This window comes from Catellatospora sp. NPDC049609, from assembly GCF_040675365.1.
In the GTDB taxonomy this organism is placed as follows: domain Bacteria; phylum Actinomycetota; class Actinomycetes; order Mycobacteriales; family Micromonosporaceae; genus Catellatospora.
In genome coordinates this window covers 3062-22051 of record NZ_JBFAOU010000135.1, presented here as the reverse complement: position 1 = coordinate 22051, position 18990 = coordinate 3062, and the positions used below count along the sequence as shown (strand labels likewise).

Genomic DNA, 18990 nt, shown 5'->3' with positions numbered 1-18990 from the left:
CCACAGCCGCACCGTGCGGTCGTCGCTGGCCGTGGCCAGGGTGCGCCCGTCCGGGCTGTACGCAACCGACAACACGCCGCCGGTGTGACCGGTCAGGGTGGTGTGGGGCTGCTCGGTGTCCGGGTCCCACAACCGCACCGTGCGGTCGCCGCTGCCGGTGGCCAGGGTGTCTCCGTCCGGACTGAACGCCACCGACCACACGCTGCTGGTGTGGCTCAGGCGGCGCCGGAGAGGCAGCGCCGCGGCGGCATAGAGGCTGGCTATGGCCTCGGTGGTGGGGCTGGTCCGGTAGGCCAGGACGGCCAGCAGCGAGGCCAGGTCGGAGTTGGCGTCGATGAGGGTGGTGGACTGTGCGGCGAGCTGGCGGGACTGGGCCTCGCGCTGTGCGGTGACAGCGGCCTGCCGCAGCCACGCGGCTACCCCGGTGGTGGTGAGGGCGACGACGAGCAGGGTGGCCAGGATGATGTTCAGACGCCTGGCACGCCGGTGTCCGGCTTGCTGGCGGTCATGGCTGGCGGTCAGGAAGACGGCGACGTCGCGGGGTAGCCGGCGCTGCTTGGCCCAGTCGAGGCCTTCGGCCAGGTCGGTGCCGTGCAGCAGGTCGTCGGGGTTCTGGTGACCGGCCCAGCAGACGCGTTTCTCGTCGACGCGGCGCAGCCAGTCGTGGAAGTCGTGATCCTTGTCGACCCAGTCGCGCAGGGTGTGCCAGTCGCGGATGAGGGTGTCGTGGACCAGCTCGGCGACCGGGGGAGCGGTGGCGCCTTGAGGCTGCCCGGTGGTGGGGACGGCGTGGGTGGTGACGATCCGTTGGCTGGTCAGAATGGCCAGCACCTCGTCGGCTTCGCCGGTGGGCCGGCCGTCGGAGGTGGGACCGTCCGCGCCGGCCAGCTCGCGCAGCACGTCCAGGGTGCACTGCTGCCGGACGCCGGGGATGTGGTGAGCCTCGTCGGCGGGGCGGACCAGCGCCGTGAGGATCCGTTGCGCGGCAGGCCGTTGGGCGGGGCTCAGCTGGTTGATCGCCGCGTCGCACCAGGTGGCCAGGCTGCCGGTGACGCCACCGATGCGCTGGTAGGCCTCATGGGTCAGGTAGCCGTCCTGCCGGCGCTGCCACAGCTGCTGCAGCGTCAGCTCCAGCAGGGGCAGCACGGTGATCGGCGCCTGGTGGGCCGAAGCGTCGGGGCCGGCGGCCAGCACATCGGTGATGATGCGCTCGACGAGCCCGTCCTGGCAGCGAAGTCCCACCGCCGCGGCGGGTTTGGTGATGATGTCGTGCAGATCCTGCGTGCTCAGGGTGGCCGGCACGTTGACCAGGCCCGGTGTCAGCGCCTCCAGCAGCTCCGGCGCCTGCGCCGCCAGCTGCGGGTAGAAGTCGTCGCGCATGACCAGCACCAGGATCAGCTCGGGTGTCGAGTCGATCGCCTCCCGGAGCCGGTCGAGCACGTCACGGGGTGAGTCGGGTTGCCCGGCGGCCGGTGGGGTCAGCAGCTCCTCGAACTGGTCGATGATCAGGAGCAGCCGGGTGCCGGGCGGCTGGTCGGCCAGCTTGCGCTCGACCGCCGCGGCGATCGGCCCGTCTTCGACCCCGGGCAGCCCGGCGCGGTCGAGTTCGGCCGCCAAATCCTGCCCGGGGCGGGCCAGCACGGGGATCCACCGGTCGCTGCCGGGCAGCCCACCGGCGGCCAGCGCGGGCAGCAGACCGGCTTGCACCAGCGACGATTTGCCCGCGCCGGAGGGCCCCAGCAGCAGCAGCGCGCGACGTGGCCCGGCCAGTCTGTCCAGCACGTGCTCCACCGCGGTCGTCCGGCCGTGGAACCATCCGGTGTGCTCGGCGGTGAACGGCTCCAGCCCTCGGTAGGGGCATACCTGCTGCTCGGCCAGGTCGGGCCAGACCCGCCGCAGGGTCTGGGTCGGGGTGGCATAGGCGATGCCCGTGCCGCGTAGATGGGTGTCCGCCGGGCTGATCGCGGTGATCATGCCGATCACGAGACCGGTGACCTCGTCGATCACCGGCCCGCCGCTGAACCCGGTCGTCAGGTCATTGGCGTCGGTCAACTGCAGGAGCTCACCGGCGCCCGTATGCGAAAGCAGGTCTCCGGCCATCCCATAGCCGTAATGGCCGCCGGGCGGGGCCTGGGCAGGGAACCCGAACGAGGACACCCGGCGCCCCCGACATCCCGCCGCGGTGCCCAGTCCCGGCACCGCGACGCCCGCGGGCATGCTGTCCAGCTGCACCACCGCGACGTCCTCGGCCTCCGGCGCCCGCCATGATCGGGCCAGCACCTGCCCGGCCACCCGGGGCGCGCCGTCCGCATGGGGGAAGGCCAGCCACAGCCGCTCACCCGGGCCGCCTCCGGCAGCGACCACCACATGCGCGCAGGTGACCAGCAGCCCGGCGCCGACCAGGAACCCGGCCCCGGCCACCACACCGTCGGCGTCGAGGACCTGCGCGACCGCGCCGGCGCGCCCCGGACCTGATCCGTCGCCGGGAGCCGTCACCACCATCTCCTCCATGGCCGCCCGCCTCAGCCGGCGCTCTGGTCGGTGTCGTTGTTCTGCCAGGTCAGCCGCACCCTCAGGTGACAGGCCGTCTCGCTCTTGGTGATCACCGCTCCGGCCTGCATGGCGAGGTCGACCCCGAACTCCACCTGGACCTCGGCCGGTCCTGCCTTGCGCAGCTGCTCCAACACGGCCCTGGCCGCTTCCGTCACCGGCGCCAACGCCGTCTGCAGACTCGCCGGCAACTCGCGGATCGCATCGCCGACCCGCCCCGCCTTCACCGGCCCACCGGCCACCTCCGGGGCCTCGACCAGGATCCAGCCGCCACCCTCCAACCGCATCTCCGCCAGGCTCGTCATCAGCCAACCCTCCTGATCGACACGTCCGCCTGTCACACCGACTCACCGCGCCGCGTACGCCCGGGCTGACCCGGCGACGTCCTGCCGGGTGGCCCGATCCGCTCCGGATCGCCCGGGGCGGATCGGGCCCGGTGCCACCACGGACCTCGGTGGGGCACCGGTCCTGGCGAGCCGATCAGAATGGTTTGGTCTGGTATGCGCCGCCGTTCTTGAGGTCCGTGTGGGCCCGCATCTTCACCTGGTCGCTCGGGTGCGTGCGCATGGCGTCGGTGTAGTTGCGCCCGCCGGGCGTGATCGTGCGCTTGCCGAACGGCCGCCAGGTGTCGCCGCCGTCGGTGGTGCGCTCGATCCAGATCACGTCGTTTGGTTTCGCGTTGGTCAGCCGCGTCCAGATGTGCTGCACGCCATCGATGTCGCCGGTGCGAAGTTCCAGCGTGCGTTCTTCGACCACGGCGGACTGGACGTTCTTCCGGTCGGTGGCGCCGGTCGGGTCGACCAGTTGGTCCTGAGGCGTCGAGACAGACATGGTTACTCCTCGGGTGGCTTCGTCGGAAAAGGGTTGCCGGACACCGGTTCACGAACGTGACTGGCGAATCGCATCTGCGGCAGGTGGGCCAGGACGGTGGCATGGGGCGGCTTTGCCCATGTTCTTCGTGACGGAGGCAAATTCGACCGTCGGATTCCAGCGTCCGGATACAGAAGAGCCTGCGCGGCTGTCGATAGCTGATTTCGGGTCAGGATATGTTTACCGTCGGCATTGTTTCCTGGATGAAGCTGTGTCCTTCACCTGCCAGTTTTCGGGTGATCAGCCCGCTGACCCGGCTTCAACTCTATCAGTCCAGGCTGCGGTTTCGTTGCTGTTGGTTCGCTTTTCGGGCGCCCTGCGGGAGCAAGCACAGTGGATACGGTCACCCGTGCTGCGTGCCTTTGACCGACGGCGCGCAATGCGGTGGGCGGGTTACTTTTCTCCATCGCCCGCGCGGATGAACCGGCCGAGTGCACGGCGCAGCCGGTGAATGCCTGCCGCACCGCCCAGTAGCAGGAGCCCGAAGCAGATGACGACGGTGCCTGCGGCGGCCACCGCGGTGTGGGGCCCGGGTGCCTGCGCGGTCCGGCACCAGGCGACCAGGCAGCCGGCGGCGGCGATCGACGCCAGCGCGCCGCCGATGCCCCGGCTCCACCGTCGGGGGCGGCGGCCGCCAGTGGCGCTGGTGAGCACGAGAGCGGTGCCGGCACCGGCGATCAGGGCCGCGACGACGCCGATGAGGACTCCCGCGGCGGCGGCCAGGGCGCCGCCCATGCTCGCGCCTGCGGCGACGCTGACGCCCCAGACGGCGAACAGCGCCAGTGCCGTGGCGGTGGCGACAGCGGTTGCCAGCACCCTCAGGTCGAGTACGCGGGGCACCGCCGGTTCGGGCAGGACCGCGTGCCGCGATGCCAGCCGTGCCCATGCGTTGGCCCTGGCGGGGTGGGTCAGCCAGCGCAGCAGCGGCTGCTCGGGGCCCGCCTGGCCGGTCGGGGGACACGGGTCGAGCAGGACCCTGAGCCAGCGGGCCGGGGCAGAGGAGTCACCGGCGGCGGACGCGGTCACCTGGACCAGGCGCCGGCCGAGGTCGAACAGGCTCTGCCCGCCGCGCTCATCATCGATCATCGCCCGGTGCAGCCTGCCGCCGTCCAGCCCGCGCATGGCGGCCATCCGCCGGGCGTAGTCGGCGGGGTCGGATCCCTCCGCGGCGAGCACGGCGGCCTGGGTGTCCTTGACCCAGTCGGGTGACGCGCCCAACGCCGCGCCGAGATGGGCCACCGCGTCGAGCCTGCCGCAGAGCCAGTCCCAGTCGCGCCACTGCGGGAGGCCGAACGCGGCGAAGTGGTTGACCTGGGTGCCGTACAGCTTCAGCGCGCCGAGCCGCCTGGCCAGCTCCCCGGCCTCGTCGTCGCGGAGCACGGGGACCGCCACGTCCGGCCCCAGGCGCAGCAGCCGGAACGGCGCGGGGCGGCCGCCGGCGACCCTCGCATGGAGACTGCAGGCCAGCAGCTCGACGGTCAGCACGCATTCGAGCACGGCTTCCGGGGTCAGGCCGTACACGCAGGCGACCCGCCGTGCCGCCGCGACGACCACCTGTCCCAGCACCTCGGGAATGCGAAGGTTCGTCAGCTGGGTGTTGACGGCGGCCGCGACCGCGGCCGGACCACTGTGCGGGGGAGGTATGGCACCGGCGAGCCTGCGCTCGAGCTCGTCGCGCACGGCGAGCACCCGCCGCAGCTGCTCGTCGACGTGCGCCACCGACGCCTGCAGGTCGGGTGTCGGCTCGTCGTCGAGTTCGGCGCGGAGTCCGGACAGCATGAGCCGGATCCCGCGGTGCGCCGCGGTGATGCCCCACTGCCAGGGCTGGGTGGCCGCCGGGTCGCCGAGGGCACGGTGTTCCTGGCTCTCCGGCGGGATCCAGCGTGGAGCGGCGGCGAGCACGGCCTCGACCTCGGCCGTGCCGAGCGCGGGCGCGGCCGTCAGCGCCGTGCTGGGCCCCGGGCGGGCCAGGCTCTGCGCCTCGCACACACCCCCGGCCGCGCGGCCCCGGCGGTAGACCGGCACCAGGCGGCGCGCCAGATCGGCGAAGTCCTTGCGCTCGGCCGGGTTCGACAGCAGCGTCGTGTACAGCGACTGGGCCTCCTCCCAGGCGGCGTTCGAGGCCACCATCAGGTCCGCGATGCTGTCGACGTCCAGCCGGAAGTCGGCCTCCCGGGGGAAGCTCATGGTCGATCCGACGACCTGCCGCAGGGTGGGCTCCGCGCCGGGGCCGGGGTCCTCGGGCGTGTCGCTGCCGTTGGACGGCACCACGTAGACCACGAGCCGGTCGGCGGGGGAGTCCAGCGGCTGGTAGGCGACCGCCTTGAGCACGGGCGCGAACGGGGAGTTGTCCAGGATCCCGCCGTCGAGCAGCGGCCCGGCGCAGCCGAGGTCCGGCGTACCCGACGACTGCTGTGCGTGCAGGCCGGGCGTGACGGGCACGGGCGCGAACGCGACCGGGAACGAGGCCGAGGCGCGCGCTGCGCGGGCCAGCTGCTCGGCGTTGGTCTGCGCGAAGTCGTCGCGCTGCGACGTGCGGAAGCAGTCGTCGAGCCGGTCGGCCAGGTCGGCAGTGGCGGTGGGCGCGCGGTACTCGATCCTTCTCGGCGCGTGTTCGAACTGGTACAGCCGCCGGTGATCGGCGACCGTGAACGCCTGGCCGTGGGAGTCGAGGAAGCTGCGCTCGCTGCGGCCCATGCTCGTGGCGGTGACGAACAGGGTGACCGGCTGCCCCGCGGCGCCGTCTCCGTCGACCTGGGTGAGCACGGACCGGATGGTCTCGCTGAAGTAGTCGCCGTCGAGCACCGATCGTGGGCCGGGACCGTCGGGCAGGAGCTTGCCCCGTTCGAGGCAGGCGCGGTCGGTCCACACCTCCCGCAGCCAGCGCCTCGACCTGGCCGATGTCGCGTCGAAGCCGACCGGGTCCAGGGTGGCGCCGCGGGCGACGGCGGCGGCCAGCAGGGTGCCGTTGATGCCGCCCGCACTGGTGCCCGCGATGACGTCGACGACCACCCGGCGGTGGGCCCCCTGCTGCGGATGGCACAGCGTCCACCACCGGTGCGCGACCGGGTCGTCGGCGAGCGCCGGGGCCTGCTGCGTCGAGGCCCGCCGGAGCAGGTCGATCTCGTAGGCGACGCCCGCCATCCACACGGCCAGGCTCACTCCGCCGTTGAGGACCAGCGCCAGGCGCAGCTCCCGCTCCGGCTGTGCACCGATCATGAAATCAGCATAGGAGCGCGATACTGCCTGCGTACGGCGTCTGCGCGCGGTACGTGGGTCGGCCGGCGCGGCTCGGCGGAGCCGGAATCCCACCGCGGTCCGGTCACGACCGTCCCACGACCGGCAGTGGGACGTCCGGGTTCCGTGGCCGGCGTGCGTGGCGGCGAAGTTTGCCCTGGTGAGTTCGCTGTGGTGACACCCGCGGCGCCGACTTATCCCGTATACGTATAAAGCAGGCGATATACGTACAATAGGAGGGCGCTCCTTGGCCACGACCTACCGCATCCATCCCGCGATCGGCATCGCGCGGGTGGGCAACAGTCCCGACGAGTTCTTCGTCGGTCCGGAGAGGGTGGGTGAGCTGCCCGAACCGCCGGGTGGTTTCAAGGACGCCCAGTGCCGGATCAAACGGCAGGCGGCACGCTTCCGCATCTACGCCCACCACGACGACGGCACCTTCCACGAGGTCACCGACGCCGAAGCCGACATCACCTGGACGGTCCACGTCGTCAACGCCAAGGCCGCCCACCCGGGCCGGGGCAACGGCGAACCGGCGGCCGACCTGACCATCGACCCGGGCCCGCGCACACTGTCGGGCCCGGACCAGCGGCAGACGTTCGACGGCGGCGTCATCCGGTTCGCGGGCCAGGCGCCGGTGAGCGTGCCGCTCGGTGAGGCGCGCACCGACGACACCGGACGGCTGCTGGTGCTCGGCGGGCATGGTGCCGCGGGCTCGCCGGCCGGCAACCTGATGGTCGACTTCTGGGCCAACCCCGGCTGGTACGACGACGTCGCCGACGGACCCGTCACAGCCGTCGTCACCCTGCGCGGCAGCGGCGAGACCCCGGCGGTGGCCGGCGCCTGGGTGGTCGTCGCGCCGCCGAAGTTCGCCCCCCACCAGGACAGCGTCATCACCCTGTACGACCGGGTCCTGCAGCACATGATCGACCTGAGCCTGGTGCCGGCTCCGGCGACCACGTCGTACACCCGCGACATCCACCCCATCCTGCAGCGGACGCGGCAGACGCGCTGGGTGGAGGGCGTGTTCGGGGCGCACTCGTGGCCGGATCCGGTCACCGCCCAGCCGCTGGTGGACGCCATCGCCGACCGGCTGCGCCCGGCGGGGGACATGCCCGCGCTCTCCGGTGTGGACTCGGTGCTGACCGCGACCCAGCAGGCACACGTCCAGCGGTGGCGGACCGGTGCCTACACGGCCGACTGGTCGGGCACGCCGACTCCGCAGGCGCAGGTGAGCCCGGACGGCCTGGACCGGGCCGCGCTGGAGGCATGTGTCGGCGGCGCGTTCTTCCCGGGCATCGAAGCCGGCGGGCTGGCCGCGGGGGACCGGCCCGTGATCGAGGCGCCCTACGTCGCGCCCTTCCGCCTGGCGCCGTCCGTCGCACCCGGGACCATCAGCGGCGCGATGGCGCTGCCGTGGCAGGCCGACTTCAGCGCCTGCGGCGACAACTGGTGGCCGGTGCCGCGCCCCAACGACGTGACCGTGCAGAAGAGCGGTGTCACCGCACGCTGGGACCGCGACGTGACCAGCATGGACGAGATGGTGGCCCGGTGGCACACGCTGGGGTTCGTCGTGCGGCAGGGCGACGAGCACGTCGAGGTGGATCACTGCGAAGAGGCGACGGTGACCCTGCTGACGCCGCACCTGCGGTTCACCGACGTGCCGCAGGGGCCGATGGGCATGGTCCGGGAGACGTCGCTGGCGATCGCCTTCGAGGTGCTCGCCCCACGGTCCGCGGTCACCCTGGAGTACGCCCCCGGCGGCGCGCCGGGCGATCCCCAGCTCGTCGCCGTCGAATCCTCGGTCACGGTGGGCCCCACGACGCCGGGCGCGGTGGCGACCGCCCGGCTGTGGCTCGTCTACCGCACCGGTGCCGCACCGTCGGCCATCGTGCCGCAGACCCTCACCGTGCGCGAACCCGTGTCCGGGCAGACGTGGCGGGTGACCGTCGAGGCGAACACCGTCGCCCGCCGCACCACCGCGACCGCGCTGCTTCTCGACCGCCCCGCCGCTGTGAGCGACGACGGCCGCGGCGCCACGGCCGTGCAGGCCGCGCAGCGGCAGGCGGCCGGGGTGTTCGCCGACCTGGCGGCCGAGGGCGACGGCGTCGCGGTCGTCCGCCTCGACGGGGACCTCACGCCGCCGCAGCCGGTGCTGCGGCTCGGGGCAGGCGGCCCGTCCGACGTCAGCCGCAACGCCGTCCACGCGGCGATCGACGACGACGGGCCCGGCCCGCACGCCGCCCTCGCCGACGGCGGTTCCCGCCACGGGCGCGGCCTGGTCGACACGGCGTCGGCGTACGACCAGAAGACGCTGGTCGTGCTCGCCGACGGCGGGCGGCCCCAGCCGCGCACCATCGCCGCGGGCGCCGGCCGCAGCGAGCGGACCTATGCCGTGGGCCTCGGCCGCCCGTCCGACTTCGACCTGCCGGCGCTGCAGGCGCTGTCCGCCAACAACGGCGGGTTTCTGCTGGTCACCGGCGACGTCGACGGCGGTGACCGGTTCCTGCCGCAGAAGTACCTCCTGCAGGTCCTCGCGGGCGTCAACGACGCGGAGGTCGTCCTCGACTGCGCGGACGAGCTGCGTCCCGACCTCATGCACCGCATCCCGTTCCAGCTCAGCGACGCCGATACGGGTATGGACGTGATGGTGCTGACCGACCGGCCCGACGCCGTCGACTTCCGGCTGCAGACCCCCAACGGCCTGCTGCTGGAGCCTTGGCGGGCGCGGGCCGAGCCGGCGATGCGGTTCGAGATCGGACAGGGCGTGGCGTACTACCGCATCGCGCTGCCCGTGCAGCTGCGGCCGCAGCGCTTCGACCAGGCCGGCACGTGGCACGCGGTGGTCCGGCTCGGCCCGCCGCGCCTCGGGCCGACCGACGACGCCGACGGTGTCGACCGCTCGGTGACGCGTGGCCGGCGGGTGACCGACCAGCCCCGGGCGGGCCGGCGGCCGCTGGAGCTGGAGCGGGCCTTCGCCGTCGTCTCCGCGCCGGGCGGCCCGGCCGGTCCGGCGGCGGCCGGCGCGGACCAGCCCGGACGGCTCGCGGACGGCGTCGCGTACGGGCTGGTCGTGCACGCGTACTCGAACGCGTCGCTGCGCGCCTACGTACAGCAGCTGTCCTACGAGCCGGGCGCCGACGTCCTGCTGCGCGCCACGCTGACCCTGTCGGGGCTGCCGCTGCGCGGCGAGGCGTCGGTCTGGGCGGAGATCACCCCGCCGGTCGGGGCGGGCTGGTCGGTGGAGCTCGCCGACACCGGGCAGGGCGCGTTCGCCGCCCGGTTCGCGACCGGGCTGCCGGGTGTGTACCGGGTGCGGGTCCGTGCCCGCGGGCGCACCCGGTCGGGCCGGCCGTTCACCCGGGAGCGCACCCTGACCCCGGCCGTCTGGCACGGTGCGGATCGCCCCGGCGTCCTCGGCGGCCGGGCCTCCGAGCAGGGGTGCGTCTGCGGCTCGGCCGGGCAGGGCTGAGCGTGCCCGCGGCTTACGACGTCGTCGTCGCCGGCGGTGGCCCCGCCGGCGCGGCGACGGCACTGCTGCTGGCCGCGGCGGGACGATCGGTGGCGCTGCTGGAGCGGAGCCGCTTCGACCGGCCCCGCCTGGGGGAGACCCTGGCCCCGACCGTGCAGCCGCTGCTGCGCCGCCTGGGCGTGTGGGACCGGTTCGGTGCGCTGGACCCGCTGCCGTCCTGGGGCACGCGCAGCGCGTGGAGCCGGCCGGACCCGGCCGATCATTCGCACCTGGTCAGTGGATACCACAGCGGCTGGCACGTCGACCGCACGGCCTTCGACCGGATGCTCGCGGCCGCGGCCGCCGACGCCGGCGCGCACGTGGTGCCCGGTGCGTCCGTCACGGGCTGCCGCTACGACGGCACCGTCTGGGAGGTCGCCTGCGCGGGCGGCCACCGGGTGGGTGGCCGGGTCCTGGTCGACGCCACCGGGCGCCAGGGCGGCCCCGGCCGCGGGCTGGGCGCGCACCGCGCCCGATTCGACCACCTGGTCGCCGTGGCCGTGGTGCTGGCCGGCATCGACGTCTCCGCTGAGCGGTACCTGCTGGTGGAGGCGGTCGGCGACGGCTGGTGGTACACGGCGCCGCTGCCGGGCGACCGGCTGGTGAGCGTGCTGATGACCGACGTGGACACGTGCCGGCGCGCCGGCCTCGGCAGAAGCGGACCGTGGCACCGCACCCTGGGTGCCGCGCCGCTGACCGCCGGTCGGGTCGGCCCCGTCCCGGCGGGGGCCGCCCCGCGGGTGCACCCGGCGGGAAGCCACCGCCTGCGCCGGGGCGCGGACGTGCGTCCCTGGCTCGCGGTCGGCGATGCGGCGCTGGCGGTGGATCCGGTCTCCGGCACCGGCGTGTCCAGGGCGCTGCGGACCGCCGAAGCCGCCGCGGAGACGGCCGGCCGCCTGCTGGATCGGCCGGCGGCGGCCGCCGAGACCATCGGCCGCTACGAGTCGGCGCGTGATGGCGAGTGCACGGCCTACCTGGTGGAGCGGGCCGAACACTACGGCCGCGTGCGCCGCTTCCAGACCGCCTTCTGGTCCAGACGCCGGGTGCTCGCCGAGGGGGTTCATCGTGAGGCCTAAGGTCTTCATCGACAGCGACCGGGATGTCGCCGGCTCCCACCGGGCTTCGTCGTGGTGGCAGCGCACCAGCGCGTACGTGGCCGAGCTGCAGGCCCAGCTCAACACGATCAAGTCGCGCGGGCTCACCCCGGCGCAGCAGCAGATCGCCGACAAGGCGGACACCCACCTGCGGGCCGCCCGGGACGCGGCGAACAAGAGGCGATTCCTCTGGCCCGACCTCGCCGGCTCCGACATCGACCGGGCGTTCGCCAACATCCACCGGGCCGAGATAAAGATCCTGCGCCTGGCCCCGGCCGACGAGCTGGCCGAGCTGGGGCCGTTCCTGGTCGAGACCGGCCGGCAGCACCTGAAGCCCACCGACCAGCGCCTGCGGGCGCTGGAGGAACGGCTGGGCGACAACGGCTACAAAGTCACCGAGGACATGCGGGAGCTGGCGGTGTCGGTGCTGCTGGCCTCCCAGGTGGCCGAGGAGCAGGAGCGGGCGCAGGCGCGCAGCTTCCGCAACATCCTGCTGGCGTCGATCCTGGTGACGGCGGCCATCGCGGTGTTGTTCATCGTGTGGGGGTTCAAGGACCCCGGACCCATCGCCTCGAAACTCTGCTTCACCCCCCAGGACGACGGATCGCTGGTGTGCCCGATCTCGGGCCAGCCCAGCGGCAAGGACGTGCTGCTCGTGGAGGCCTTCGGGGCCGGGGCGGCCGCCCTGGCCGCCGCGGTGTCGCTGCGCGGGATCCAGGGCACCTCGACGCCGTACTGGGTGCCGCTGATGCTGGTGCTGCTCCGGCTGCCGGTCGGTGCCCTGGCCGCGCTCATGGGTCTGGTCCTCATCCACGGCGGCTTCGTGCCCGGCCTGTCGAACCTGGACAGCTCCGCGCAGATCGTCGCCTGGGCGATCATCTTCGGCGTGGCGCAGGAGAGCGTCACCCGGCTGGTCGACAACCAGGGAAAGAAGGTCCTGGACAACGTACGCGGACCCGAGCGCGACGGCGAGGTGAGCCTCGTCCGCGAGGAGTCCCCTCCGGCGTGACGTGCCACCGCCGACCGGCCCGAACCGAACGCGCGGGACACGGCCCCACCGGGCGGCCCCCGGCCGGTCAGCCGGGGGCCGCCTCGTCGGTGGCGCGGTCAGCCGACGATCGGCTCCTCGATCGCGTACCGCTTGGCCAGGCCGTGCCCGAAGTCGATCTCGACCTCGCGGCGGGCGACGAGCACGGCGTCGCCGTCGCGCATCGCATAACCGACCTCGGTCGTGTTCGGCACGGCGCGCACCCCGCTGGCGACGCGCCCGCCGGCGGCGATCCGGCGCAGCCGGCGCTGCAGCGCGGCGTCGAGCGCCGCGTCGACGGCGGCGACGCCGGTGACCATCCCGCCGGTCACGCCGTTCTCGCTCGGGGCGCTGGCCGGGCCCGCCTGCGGCCCACGGGACCGGCGCGTGTCCGGCGGCGGCGGCACGACGGCGCGGTCACGGACCTCCTGCACCTGCCGGGTGGAGTCCATGATGCCGGTCACCGTGCCGTCGTTGTCGACCCGGACGTGCACCCGGCCGCTGTCCGGGCTCACCACCGGGACGCCGTCGATGACCTGCACGAAACTCACCGTGACCTCGCGGACCGCGGCCTCGGCCCGCTCGTCGGCGCTCGCCCCGGCGTGCCGGTCGTAGCGGACGTGGTCGAGGATCAGGTCGACGTCCTGGGCGAGCCGGTACTGCTCGATCGCCTGCTGGGCGGCGGCGATCGCCTGGTCGGCGCTGATCTGCCGGCGCGTGTCGGCGGGCTGGGCCAGCCGGACCTCACGTGAGCCGTTGCGGCCGAGCGCGATCCTGGTGCCGCCGTTGCCGCTCAGCATGATGCCGCGGCGCATGGCGGTCTCGTCCATGTCGCCGGGCAGGCCCACGTCGAACCGTGCCGCGAAGGCGGCGAACTCCGGGCGGGAGACGACGGCCGGCGCGAGCTTCGCCGAGCGGGCGCCCTCCGGGATCAGCAGGTTGCGGGCACGGGCACGGGCGGCGTCGTACCAGCGCCACCACCACCAGGTGGTGTCGGCGCGGTCGCCGTGGAACTGCCATTCGTTGAACAGGCGGTCCTGGGCCTCGGCCTGGGTGGCACCGCACGCCACCACCGACGGCTCCTGGGACGTGCTGATCCGCCAGGAGGCGTCCAGGAACGCCGTGGAGAACGACTTGCCGAGGTTGTACTCCTCGAAGAAGAACCTGCCGTAGTTGCCGTTGTCATAGCTGATCGTCTCGTACCCGAAGATCATGCGCAGGCCGAGGTTGGCAACCGACCACGTTCGGATCGGATCATGGCCGTCCTTGACCCGCAGCGACTGGCACGTCGACCAGAACACGTAGCGGGCGTGCTCGTTGCCCAGCCGCATGTCGTTGGAGGACGTCCAGAAGTCACCGCCCCAGTCGTTGCCGACCGGCAGCCAGAACACACCGGCGTCGTCCATCGAGCCGTGCCCCGAGTGGTAGACCACCCGCGCGGCGTCGAAGCCGTACTCGTCGAGGTGGTTGTCGTAGGTCTCCTCGTAGATCCACTGCCCCACCTCGCCGTCGCGGTACCAGCCGTTGGGCGGGGTGATGTGCGCGGTGGCTTCGTAGAAGCCCTGCACGTCGTCGTGTGTCAGCGACAGATCGCCGATGTCGTCGGGGAAGTCCTCGATCGAGGTGAAGAAGTACATGTCCTGCCCGGCGCGGACGTCGGCGCCCGCGCCGGCCGTGCTCTCCGCGGCGGGGTCGAGCGGACCGGACTGCAGCATTGCGGTGCCGCCGGTCATCGTCGGCGCTGCCGCGGCATCCTTGGACAGCGTGCTCAGAAGTGACATGATGCGCTCCTTACGGGTGGTTGCGGAACCCGTCAGCCGATGCCGACGAGCCGGTACGCCTCGCGGATCGCCGCGATCTTGGCGTCGCGTGCGGCGTCGCCGCCGAAGTAGGTGCGGGCCACGTCGACGACCGCCTCCAGCGCGGCCGTGAAGGTGGCCAGCGGGGTGAGCCGGGCCATGCCCAGGTAGGTCAGGATCGTGACGTCCTCGACGGTGAACACCGGTGCACCGTCGCCGTTGCTCATCGTCAGCAGGTTGTGCACCGCCTTGTTGTGGATGTTGCTGTTGTAGTGCACCCAGCCGTTGTCGTTGCCGGAGTGCGGCTGCTCGCCCGGGCTCAGCTGGACGAAGTCCTTCATGTGCGCCGGATGCCCGAGCCTTTCCGGATTGGCGAAGTCGCGCAGCGGCCGCCCGTCCGTCCGCAGGCCGGGGCCGATCTCCCAGGTCCAGGTGCGCACGTCGGCACGGTCCGGCGCGTTGTACCAGTTGTTGATGATGACCCCGGCGACGTCGGCGAACGACTCGTTGAGCGCGCCGGACTGCGTCGCGTACACCAGGTTGGACGTCGACTCGATCACGCCGTGGGTCAGCTCGTGCGCGATGACGTCCAGGTAGCGCGACAGGCTCACCAGCCGGCCGTCGCGCTTGATCTGGCCGTACCACATCCGCTGCTGCCACCAGAACGCGTTGAGCAGCGTCGGCGGCGTCTCCATGCTGGCCGCCGTCGCGTTGACCAGCGAGACCAGCGCCATGCCGAGGTCGTCGATGCCGTTGCGCTGCAGGACGCCCTTGTAGAAGTCCTGCACCCGCGCGGCGTTCAGATGCGCGGACACCGCGGCCCGGTTCGCGGTCCCGAAATCGCTGGAGGCGGCCCGCACGGGGCTGCCGGGCAGCGGCGGATCGGTGTCCAGGTCGGCGAACTCGAGGTCGTAGGTGCGCACCGACCGCAGCGGGTCGTCGAGCACCACCTCGGTGCCGCCCGCGCCGGTCAGCCTGCCCAGGAACGACTGCTCGACCTCGTCCTCGTCGGTCCCCGTGCATCGGGCGGGCGTGGCCAGGGCGGTGGGCACGGCGCTGTAGGCGAACAGGATCTCGCCGTCGTGCGCGTCGACGAGGAAGTTGTAGCTCGCCGGCACCGGCCGCCGGCCGAACCCGTGGCCCTCGACCGCGGGAAGCTCGCTCTCGCGCCGGCCGTTGACGCCCGGGCCGTGCCCGCGGCCGCTCGGCGTGGCCGGCGGTTCGGCCGGCAGCGCCGGCAGGAACCACGCGAGATGCCAGACGGCGTCCTCGGGATCCTTGTAGAACATCAGCCGGCCGTCCGCCCCGGTGTCCGGCGGGAACGTCGCGCCGGTGTAGCGCGCCACCCGCTCCAGCGCCTGCCTGCGGCCGAGAGTCTCGATGGGGTCGACACCGGACACCTCGTCCAGCTCCGCGGACACGCTGACCAGTTCCCGCGCGGGCGTCAGCTCGACGACCGCCGCCGACCCGAAGATCGGAATGTGGTGGTACGTCTGCGTGAAGCGAACCTGGTGCGTGCCCAGCGGCTTCAGGTCGCGCTCGCTCTCGACCACCAGGCCGGGCACCCGCTGCGGGCGATCCGGCTCGACGACGGCGCGCAGAGCGGCCCGGTCGTCGCGTTGCAGCAGCTCGTCGAGGAAGTATCGCGCCGCCGCCTCGTCGCTGGTGAACGACGGCGCGGCCGGTCCCGCCCGGCCGGCGGGTTCGTGCCCGCCTACGCGCTCGGCGCCGAACGACTGCGGCGAGCGCGCCATCGCGCCCGGACCGACCTGCCGGTCCTCGGCGACGTGGTAATGGAATTTCTGCAGTTGTGCCATGTGAACCCCCCACAGCGTCGTCGGTCTTCCCGGTCCTGCTCCGTCTCGCGCTCGGGCCCGCGCCGGGCCCGGACGCCGGCGGCGCCCTCGCGTGGTCGCAGCCGCTCCGCGGTGACTGCCTCGGCAGGGGTCTCGCCGGCCTCGGCCGCAGGCGGCCGGTGCCGAGCGAGCGCGTCAAGCGCTCTGCCATGAGGGGCCTCCTCCTCCGGTGGGAACGTCTCTGTGCCTGCAGCGGCCGTGAACGGCGGTCACCGGACCGTGACCACGTACGCCTCGGGGAAGAACGCCGCGTTGACGTACTCGGGCGACGCGTAGGCGAACCCCTGGTCGCCCCAGCCGGTGCCCCAGCTGTTGCGCAGGATGATCCGGCCGTCGCTGCGGTAACCGACGGCGCACACCGCGTGCCCGCCGCCCGCGCTGCCCACATCGAACTCGTCGAGCTCGCCGCCGGTCTGCGTGGCATCGCGCCACGTGCGGTCCACGACCAGCCCCACCAGCACCGGCTGGTCCTGCGCGACCGCCACCTTCCACCGGTCGAGATCCAGGCCGATGTTGAAGTACGACGTCGCGCGCAGCTGAGCCGCCGCGGCCCAGAACGCGTTCTCCGGTCCGGCGTAGAGGCTGTCCTCCAGCGAGAAGGGCAGCAGGTCGGTCGTCACCACGCCGTGTTTGCGGCACAGGTCGACCGCCGCCTTCAGCGAGGTGCCGGAACGCTCGATGAAGGACTCCGGCCGGGTCGTGAACTCGTCGGTCTCCTTCGACCCCATCCAGACGTATCGCGGCGAGATGTGCTGGTCCTCCCGCATCAGGCCGGCCTTCACCAGGTGGTAGCGCATCAGACCGTCGCCCGTGGCCCAGCCCACGCAGGATCCCGTGCCGCCCTGGTCGCCGACCTCCCACCACGGCGCACGCAGGTCGACGCTGCTGGGCAGCGACACGGACGTCAACGCGCCGACCGCCATCGCATCCCCGAGCGTCCAGTCGGCGGTCGTGCCCCGGGAGGGCACCAGGTTGCAGATGCGCTCCTCGACGGCGACGGCGTGGTTGGCGCTCTCGGTGTTCTTTTTCGTCCGTGGCATGTCTCCTCCTCGATGCGTCGGTTCATCGGCGTCCTGCGGGCAGCACGGAGCGCCGCGGGTGCGGTGGCGTGTGTTCTGCAGGAGGTCCGGACGCCATCGGCGCGCTCATCGGTGCGCTGCGTCGCCGTGGTGCCCATGACGAGCCCCCGCGCTCGCCGGCCAGGCGCCGGCTCGAGCGGCAGTGGGGACCGCGTGAAAAGTCCGGAAGGTTGTCCAGGTGAGAAGATCGTCGCTGCGGGTCCGGGCGGCATGCACACCGGGACGGACGATCAAGTGAGGTGGCACGCTGGCCGCCGCCGGCCGACGGCGGCCCGGCGCGCACCCTAGTCCGCGGAGAATGCCTCGCTCATGGGAACTCCACCTGTTCGCCCGCTGGAACCCTGAAGCAAAGCCGGCACCTCAGCTCCGCCATGAAAAAGCGTATCGGACTAGCGCTGAAGCGAAGCCGCAATCCGGAATCCGCATCATCGGTCGCAGCTGTGCGGCTGTCGGACATGGACCTGTGATCGTGGACGGTCCCGGCTCGACCCGCCGTCGAAGGCGGCCGGGTGTGCCGGAGGCCGGCCGTGAAGCGCGGTGGCAGGCCGTTGGCGCGGCGCCTCACCGGCCCGACGGTCTCGGCCGACTGTGCTGAGCCGAGGGCGGCGCTGCCATGAGTCGACGCTCACCCGGCGGGCGACTTATCGCCATGTTTCAATTGACAGTTTTATGTCCACGAGGCACCCTATGTGTCATACGACGGTTGCGGAAGCCGGGCACCGGAGCCGGTCGCAGCTGAGACACAGCAACCTGCGGGACGTGGTCACGTGCGGACGCTCAGGTCGCACAGCCCTCCGGCCGGGCAACGGCGGGACAAGTGCCGCCACACCCGCAACCACCAATCCGGCATGCCGTGGGTATGCCGCGCGCCAGCGTGGCTCCACGGTCTGTCCCCGACTTGTGCGGGGAATGAAGGAGACAGGATTATGAAGATCAAACGAAAGCTGCTGCTCGCCCTCGCCGCATCGCTGGCGGTGGCCGGAGTCACGATCCCGGCGATGCAACCCGCCTTCGCGGCTTCGCTGGTCGAGGTGCCGAACTTCGGCAGCAACCCCGGCGGGATGCGCATGCACATCTACGTGCCGGACGCCCGCCCGGCCAACCCCGCGATCGTGGTGGCCATGCACGGCTGTGGAGGCTCCGGCCCCGGCTTCTACTCCGGCAGCGAGTTCGCCTCGCTGGCCAACCAGTACGGCTTCATCGTCATCTACCCGAGCGCCATGCAGGAGGCCGGGTTCGGCAGATGTTTCGACACGTGGTCGGATGCCGCCAAGCGCCGCGACGGCGGCAGCGACCCGGTCTCGATCATGTCGATGATCGCCTACGCCGTGCTCCAGTACGGCGGTGACCAGAATCGCGTCTTCGCCACGGGCAGTTCCTCCGGCGGCATGATGACCCAGCACATGCTCGCCCTCTACCCGGACAGGTTCAAGGCCGGCGCGGCGTTCATGGGCGTGCCGTTCAACTGCTTCGCCAACGCGGCCGACTACCCGCCCGGCAGCAGCCAGTGCACCGGCGGCAGCATGAACCGGACCCCGCAGCAGTGGGGCGACGCGGTGCGACAGGTGAATCCCGCCTTCACCGGCCAGCGGCCCCGGGTGCAGCTGTGGCACGGCACCAACGACACCCTCGTGCCGTACTCGCTGCTGCAGGAGTCGGTCGAGCAGTGGACCAACGTCCACGGCCTCAGCCAGACCCCCACCTCCTCCGACACCCCGCAGGCCAACTGGAACCGCCGTCGCTTCGCGGACTCGTCGGGCACCGTGCGGGTGGAGGCGCTCAGCATCCAGGGGGCCGGGCACAGCCTGCCGTCGACCGGCATGGCGGCGTCCGCCATCGCGTTCTTCGGCTTGACCTCCGGCCCCAGCACCCCGCCCAGCCCGAGCACCCCGCCCAGCCCGAGCACTTCGCCCAGCCCGAGCACCCCGCCCAGCCCGAGCACTTCGCCCAGCCCGAGCACCCCGCCC

General features: G+C 72.6%; 11 protein-coding genes. 4 read left to right on the top strand and 7 right to left on the bottom strand.

All coding sequences use genetic code 11. The annotated features are described in order from the left end of the window. The 4 genes from AB0J67_RS28990 to AB0J67_RS28975 form a co-directional block, all read right to left on the bottom strand. Positions 1-2511, bottom strand: a 2511-nt coding sequence (locus AB0J67_RS28990; RefSeq protein WP_363486700.1) for a trypsin-like peptidase domain-containing protein, incomplete at its 3' end; no start/stop codon positions are given. 11 nt (positions 2512-2522) lie between these two features. Continuing rightward, positions 2523-2855, bottom strand: a complete 333-nt coding sequence (locus tag AB0J67_RS28985; RefSeq protein WP_363486698.1) for a CU044_2847 family protein — start codon at positions 2853-2855, stop codon at positions 2523-2525. A gap of 175 nt (positions 2856-3030) precedes the next feature. Further along, positions 3031-3381 carry a hypothetical protein gene (locus tag AB0J67_RS28980; RefSeq protein ID WP_363486696.1) on the bottom strand — a complete coding sequence of 117 codons (351 nt, stop codon included), beginning with the start codon at positions 3379-3381 and terminating at the stop codon, positions 3031-3033. Positions 3382-3813: 432 nt separating this feature from the next. Then, positions 3814-6639, bottom strand: coding sequence for a DUF3376 domain-containing protein (locus AB0J67_RS28975; protein ID WP_363486694.1), 2826 nt, complete (start codon positions 6637-6639; stop codon positions 3814-3816). Positions 6640-6904: 265 nt separating this feature from the next. On the opposite strand from AB0J67_RS28975, the gene AB0J67_RS28970 reads away from it, so the two are divergent. Genes AB0J67_RS28970 through AB0J67_RS28960 form a run of 3 tightly spaced genes read left to right on the top strand, consistent with a single transcriptional unit; the run spans position 6905 to position 12271 of the window. Then, entirely contained in the window at positions 6905-10129 is a 3225-nt protein-coding gene (locus tag AB0J67_RS28970; RefSeq protein ID WP_363486692.1) for a LodA/GoxA family CTQ-dependent oxidase, read from the top strand. Then, positions 10099-11244, top strand: a complete 1146-nt coding sequence (locus AB0J67_RS28965; protein WP_363486690.1) for a tryptophan 7-halogenase — start codon at positions 10099-10101, stop codon at positions 11242-11244. The genes AB0J67_RS28970 and AB0J67_RS28965 overlap by 31 nt, the downstream gene beginning before the upstream one ends. Then, positions 11234-12271 (top strand): hypothetical protein, encoded by a 1038-nt coding sequence (locus AB0J67_RS28960; RefSeq protein WP_363486688.1) that lies wholly within the window; start codon positions 11234-11236, stop codon positions 12269-12271. The genes AB0J67_RS28965 and AB0J67_RS28960 overlap by 11 nt, the downstream gene beginning before the upstream one ends. A 98-nt stretch (positions 12272-12369) precedes the next feature. Here the strand turns inward: AB0J67_RS28960 and AB0J67_RS28955 are convergent, their stop codons facing one another. The 3 genes from AB0J67_RS28955 to AB0J67_RS28945 form a co-directional block, all read right to left on the bottom strand. After that, complete coding sequence (locus tag AB0J67_RS28955) at positions 12370-14070, bottom strand: DUF6345 domain-containing protein (protein WP_363486686.1); 1701 nt, start codon at positions 14068-14070, stop codon at positions 12370-12372. A 32-nt stretch (positions 14071-14102) separates the two neighbouring features. Then, complete coding sequence (locus tag AB0J67_RS28950) at positions 14103-15905, bottom strand: M4 family metallopeptidase (protein WP_363486684.1); 1803 nt, start codon at positions 15903-15905, stop codon at positions 14103-14105. A 248-nt stretch (positions 15906-16153) separates the two neighbouring features. Further along, positions 16154-16984 carry a C1 family peptidase gene (locus AB0J67_RS28945; protein ID WP_363486682.1) on the bottom strand — a complete coding sequence of 277 codons (831 nt, stop codon included), beginning with the start codon at positions 16982-16984 and terminating at the stop codon, positions 16154-16156. A 965-nt stretch (positions 16985-17949) separates the two neighbouring features. Between AB0J67_RS28945 and AB0J67_RS28940 the strand changes: the two genes are divergently transcribed. After that, positions 17950-18990, top strand: a 1041-nt coding sequence (locus AB0J67_RS28940) for a PHB depolymerase family esterase (RefSeq protein WP_363486680.1), incomplete at its 3' end; no start/stop codon positions are given.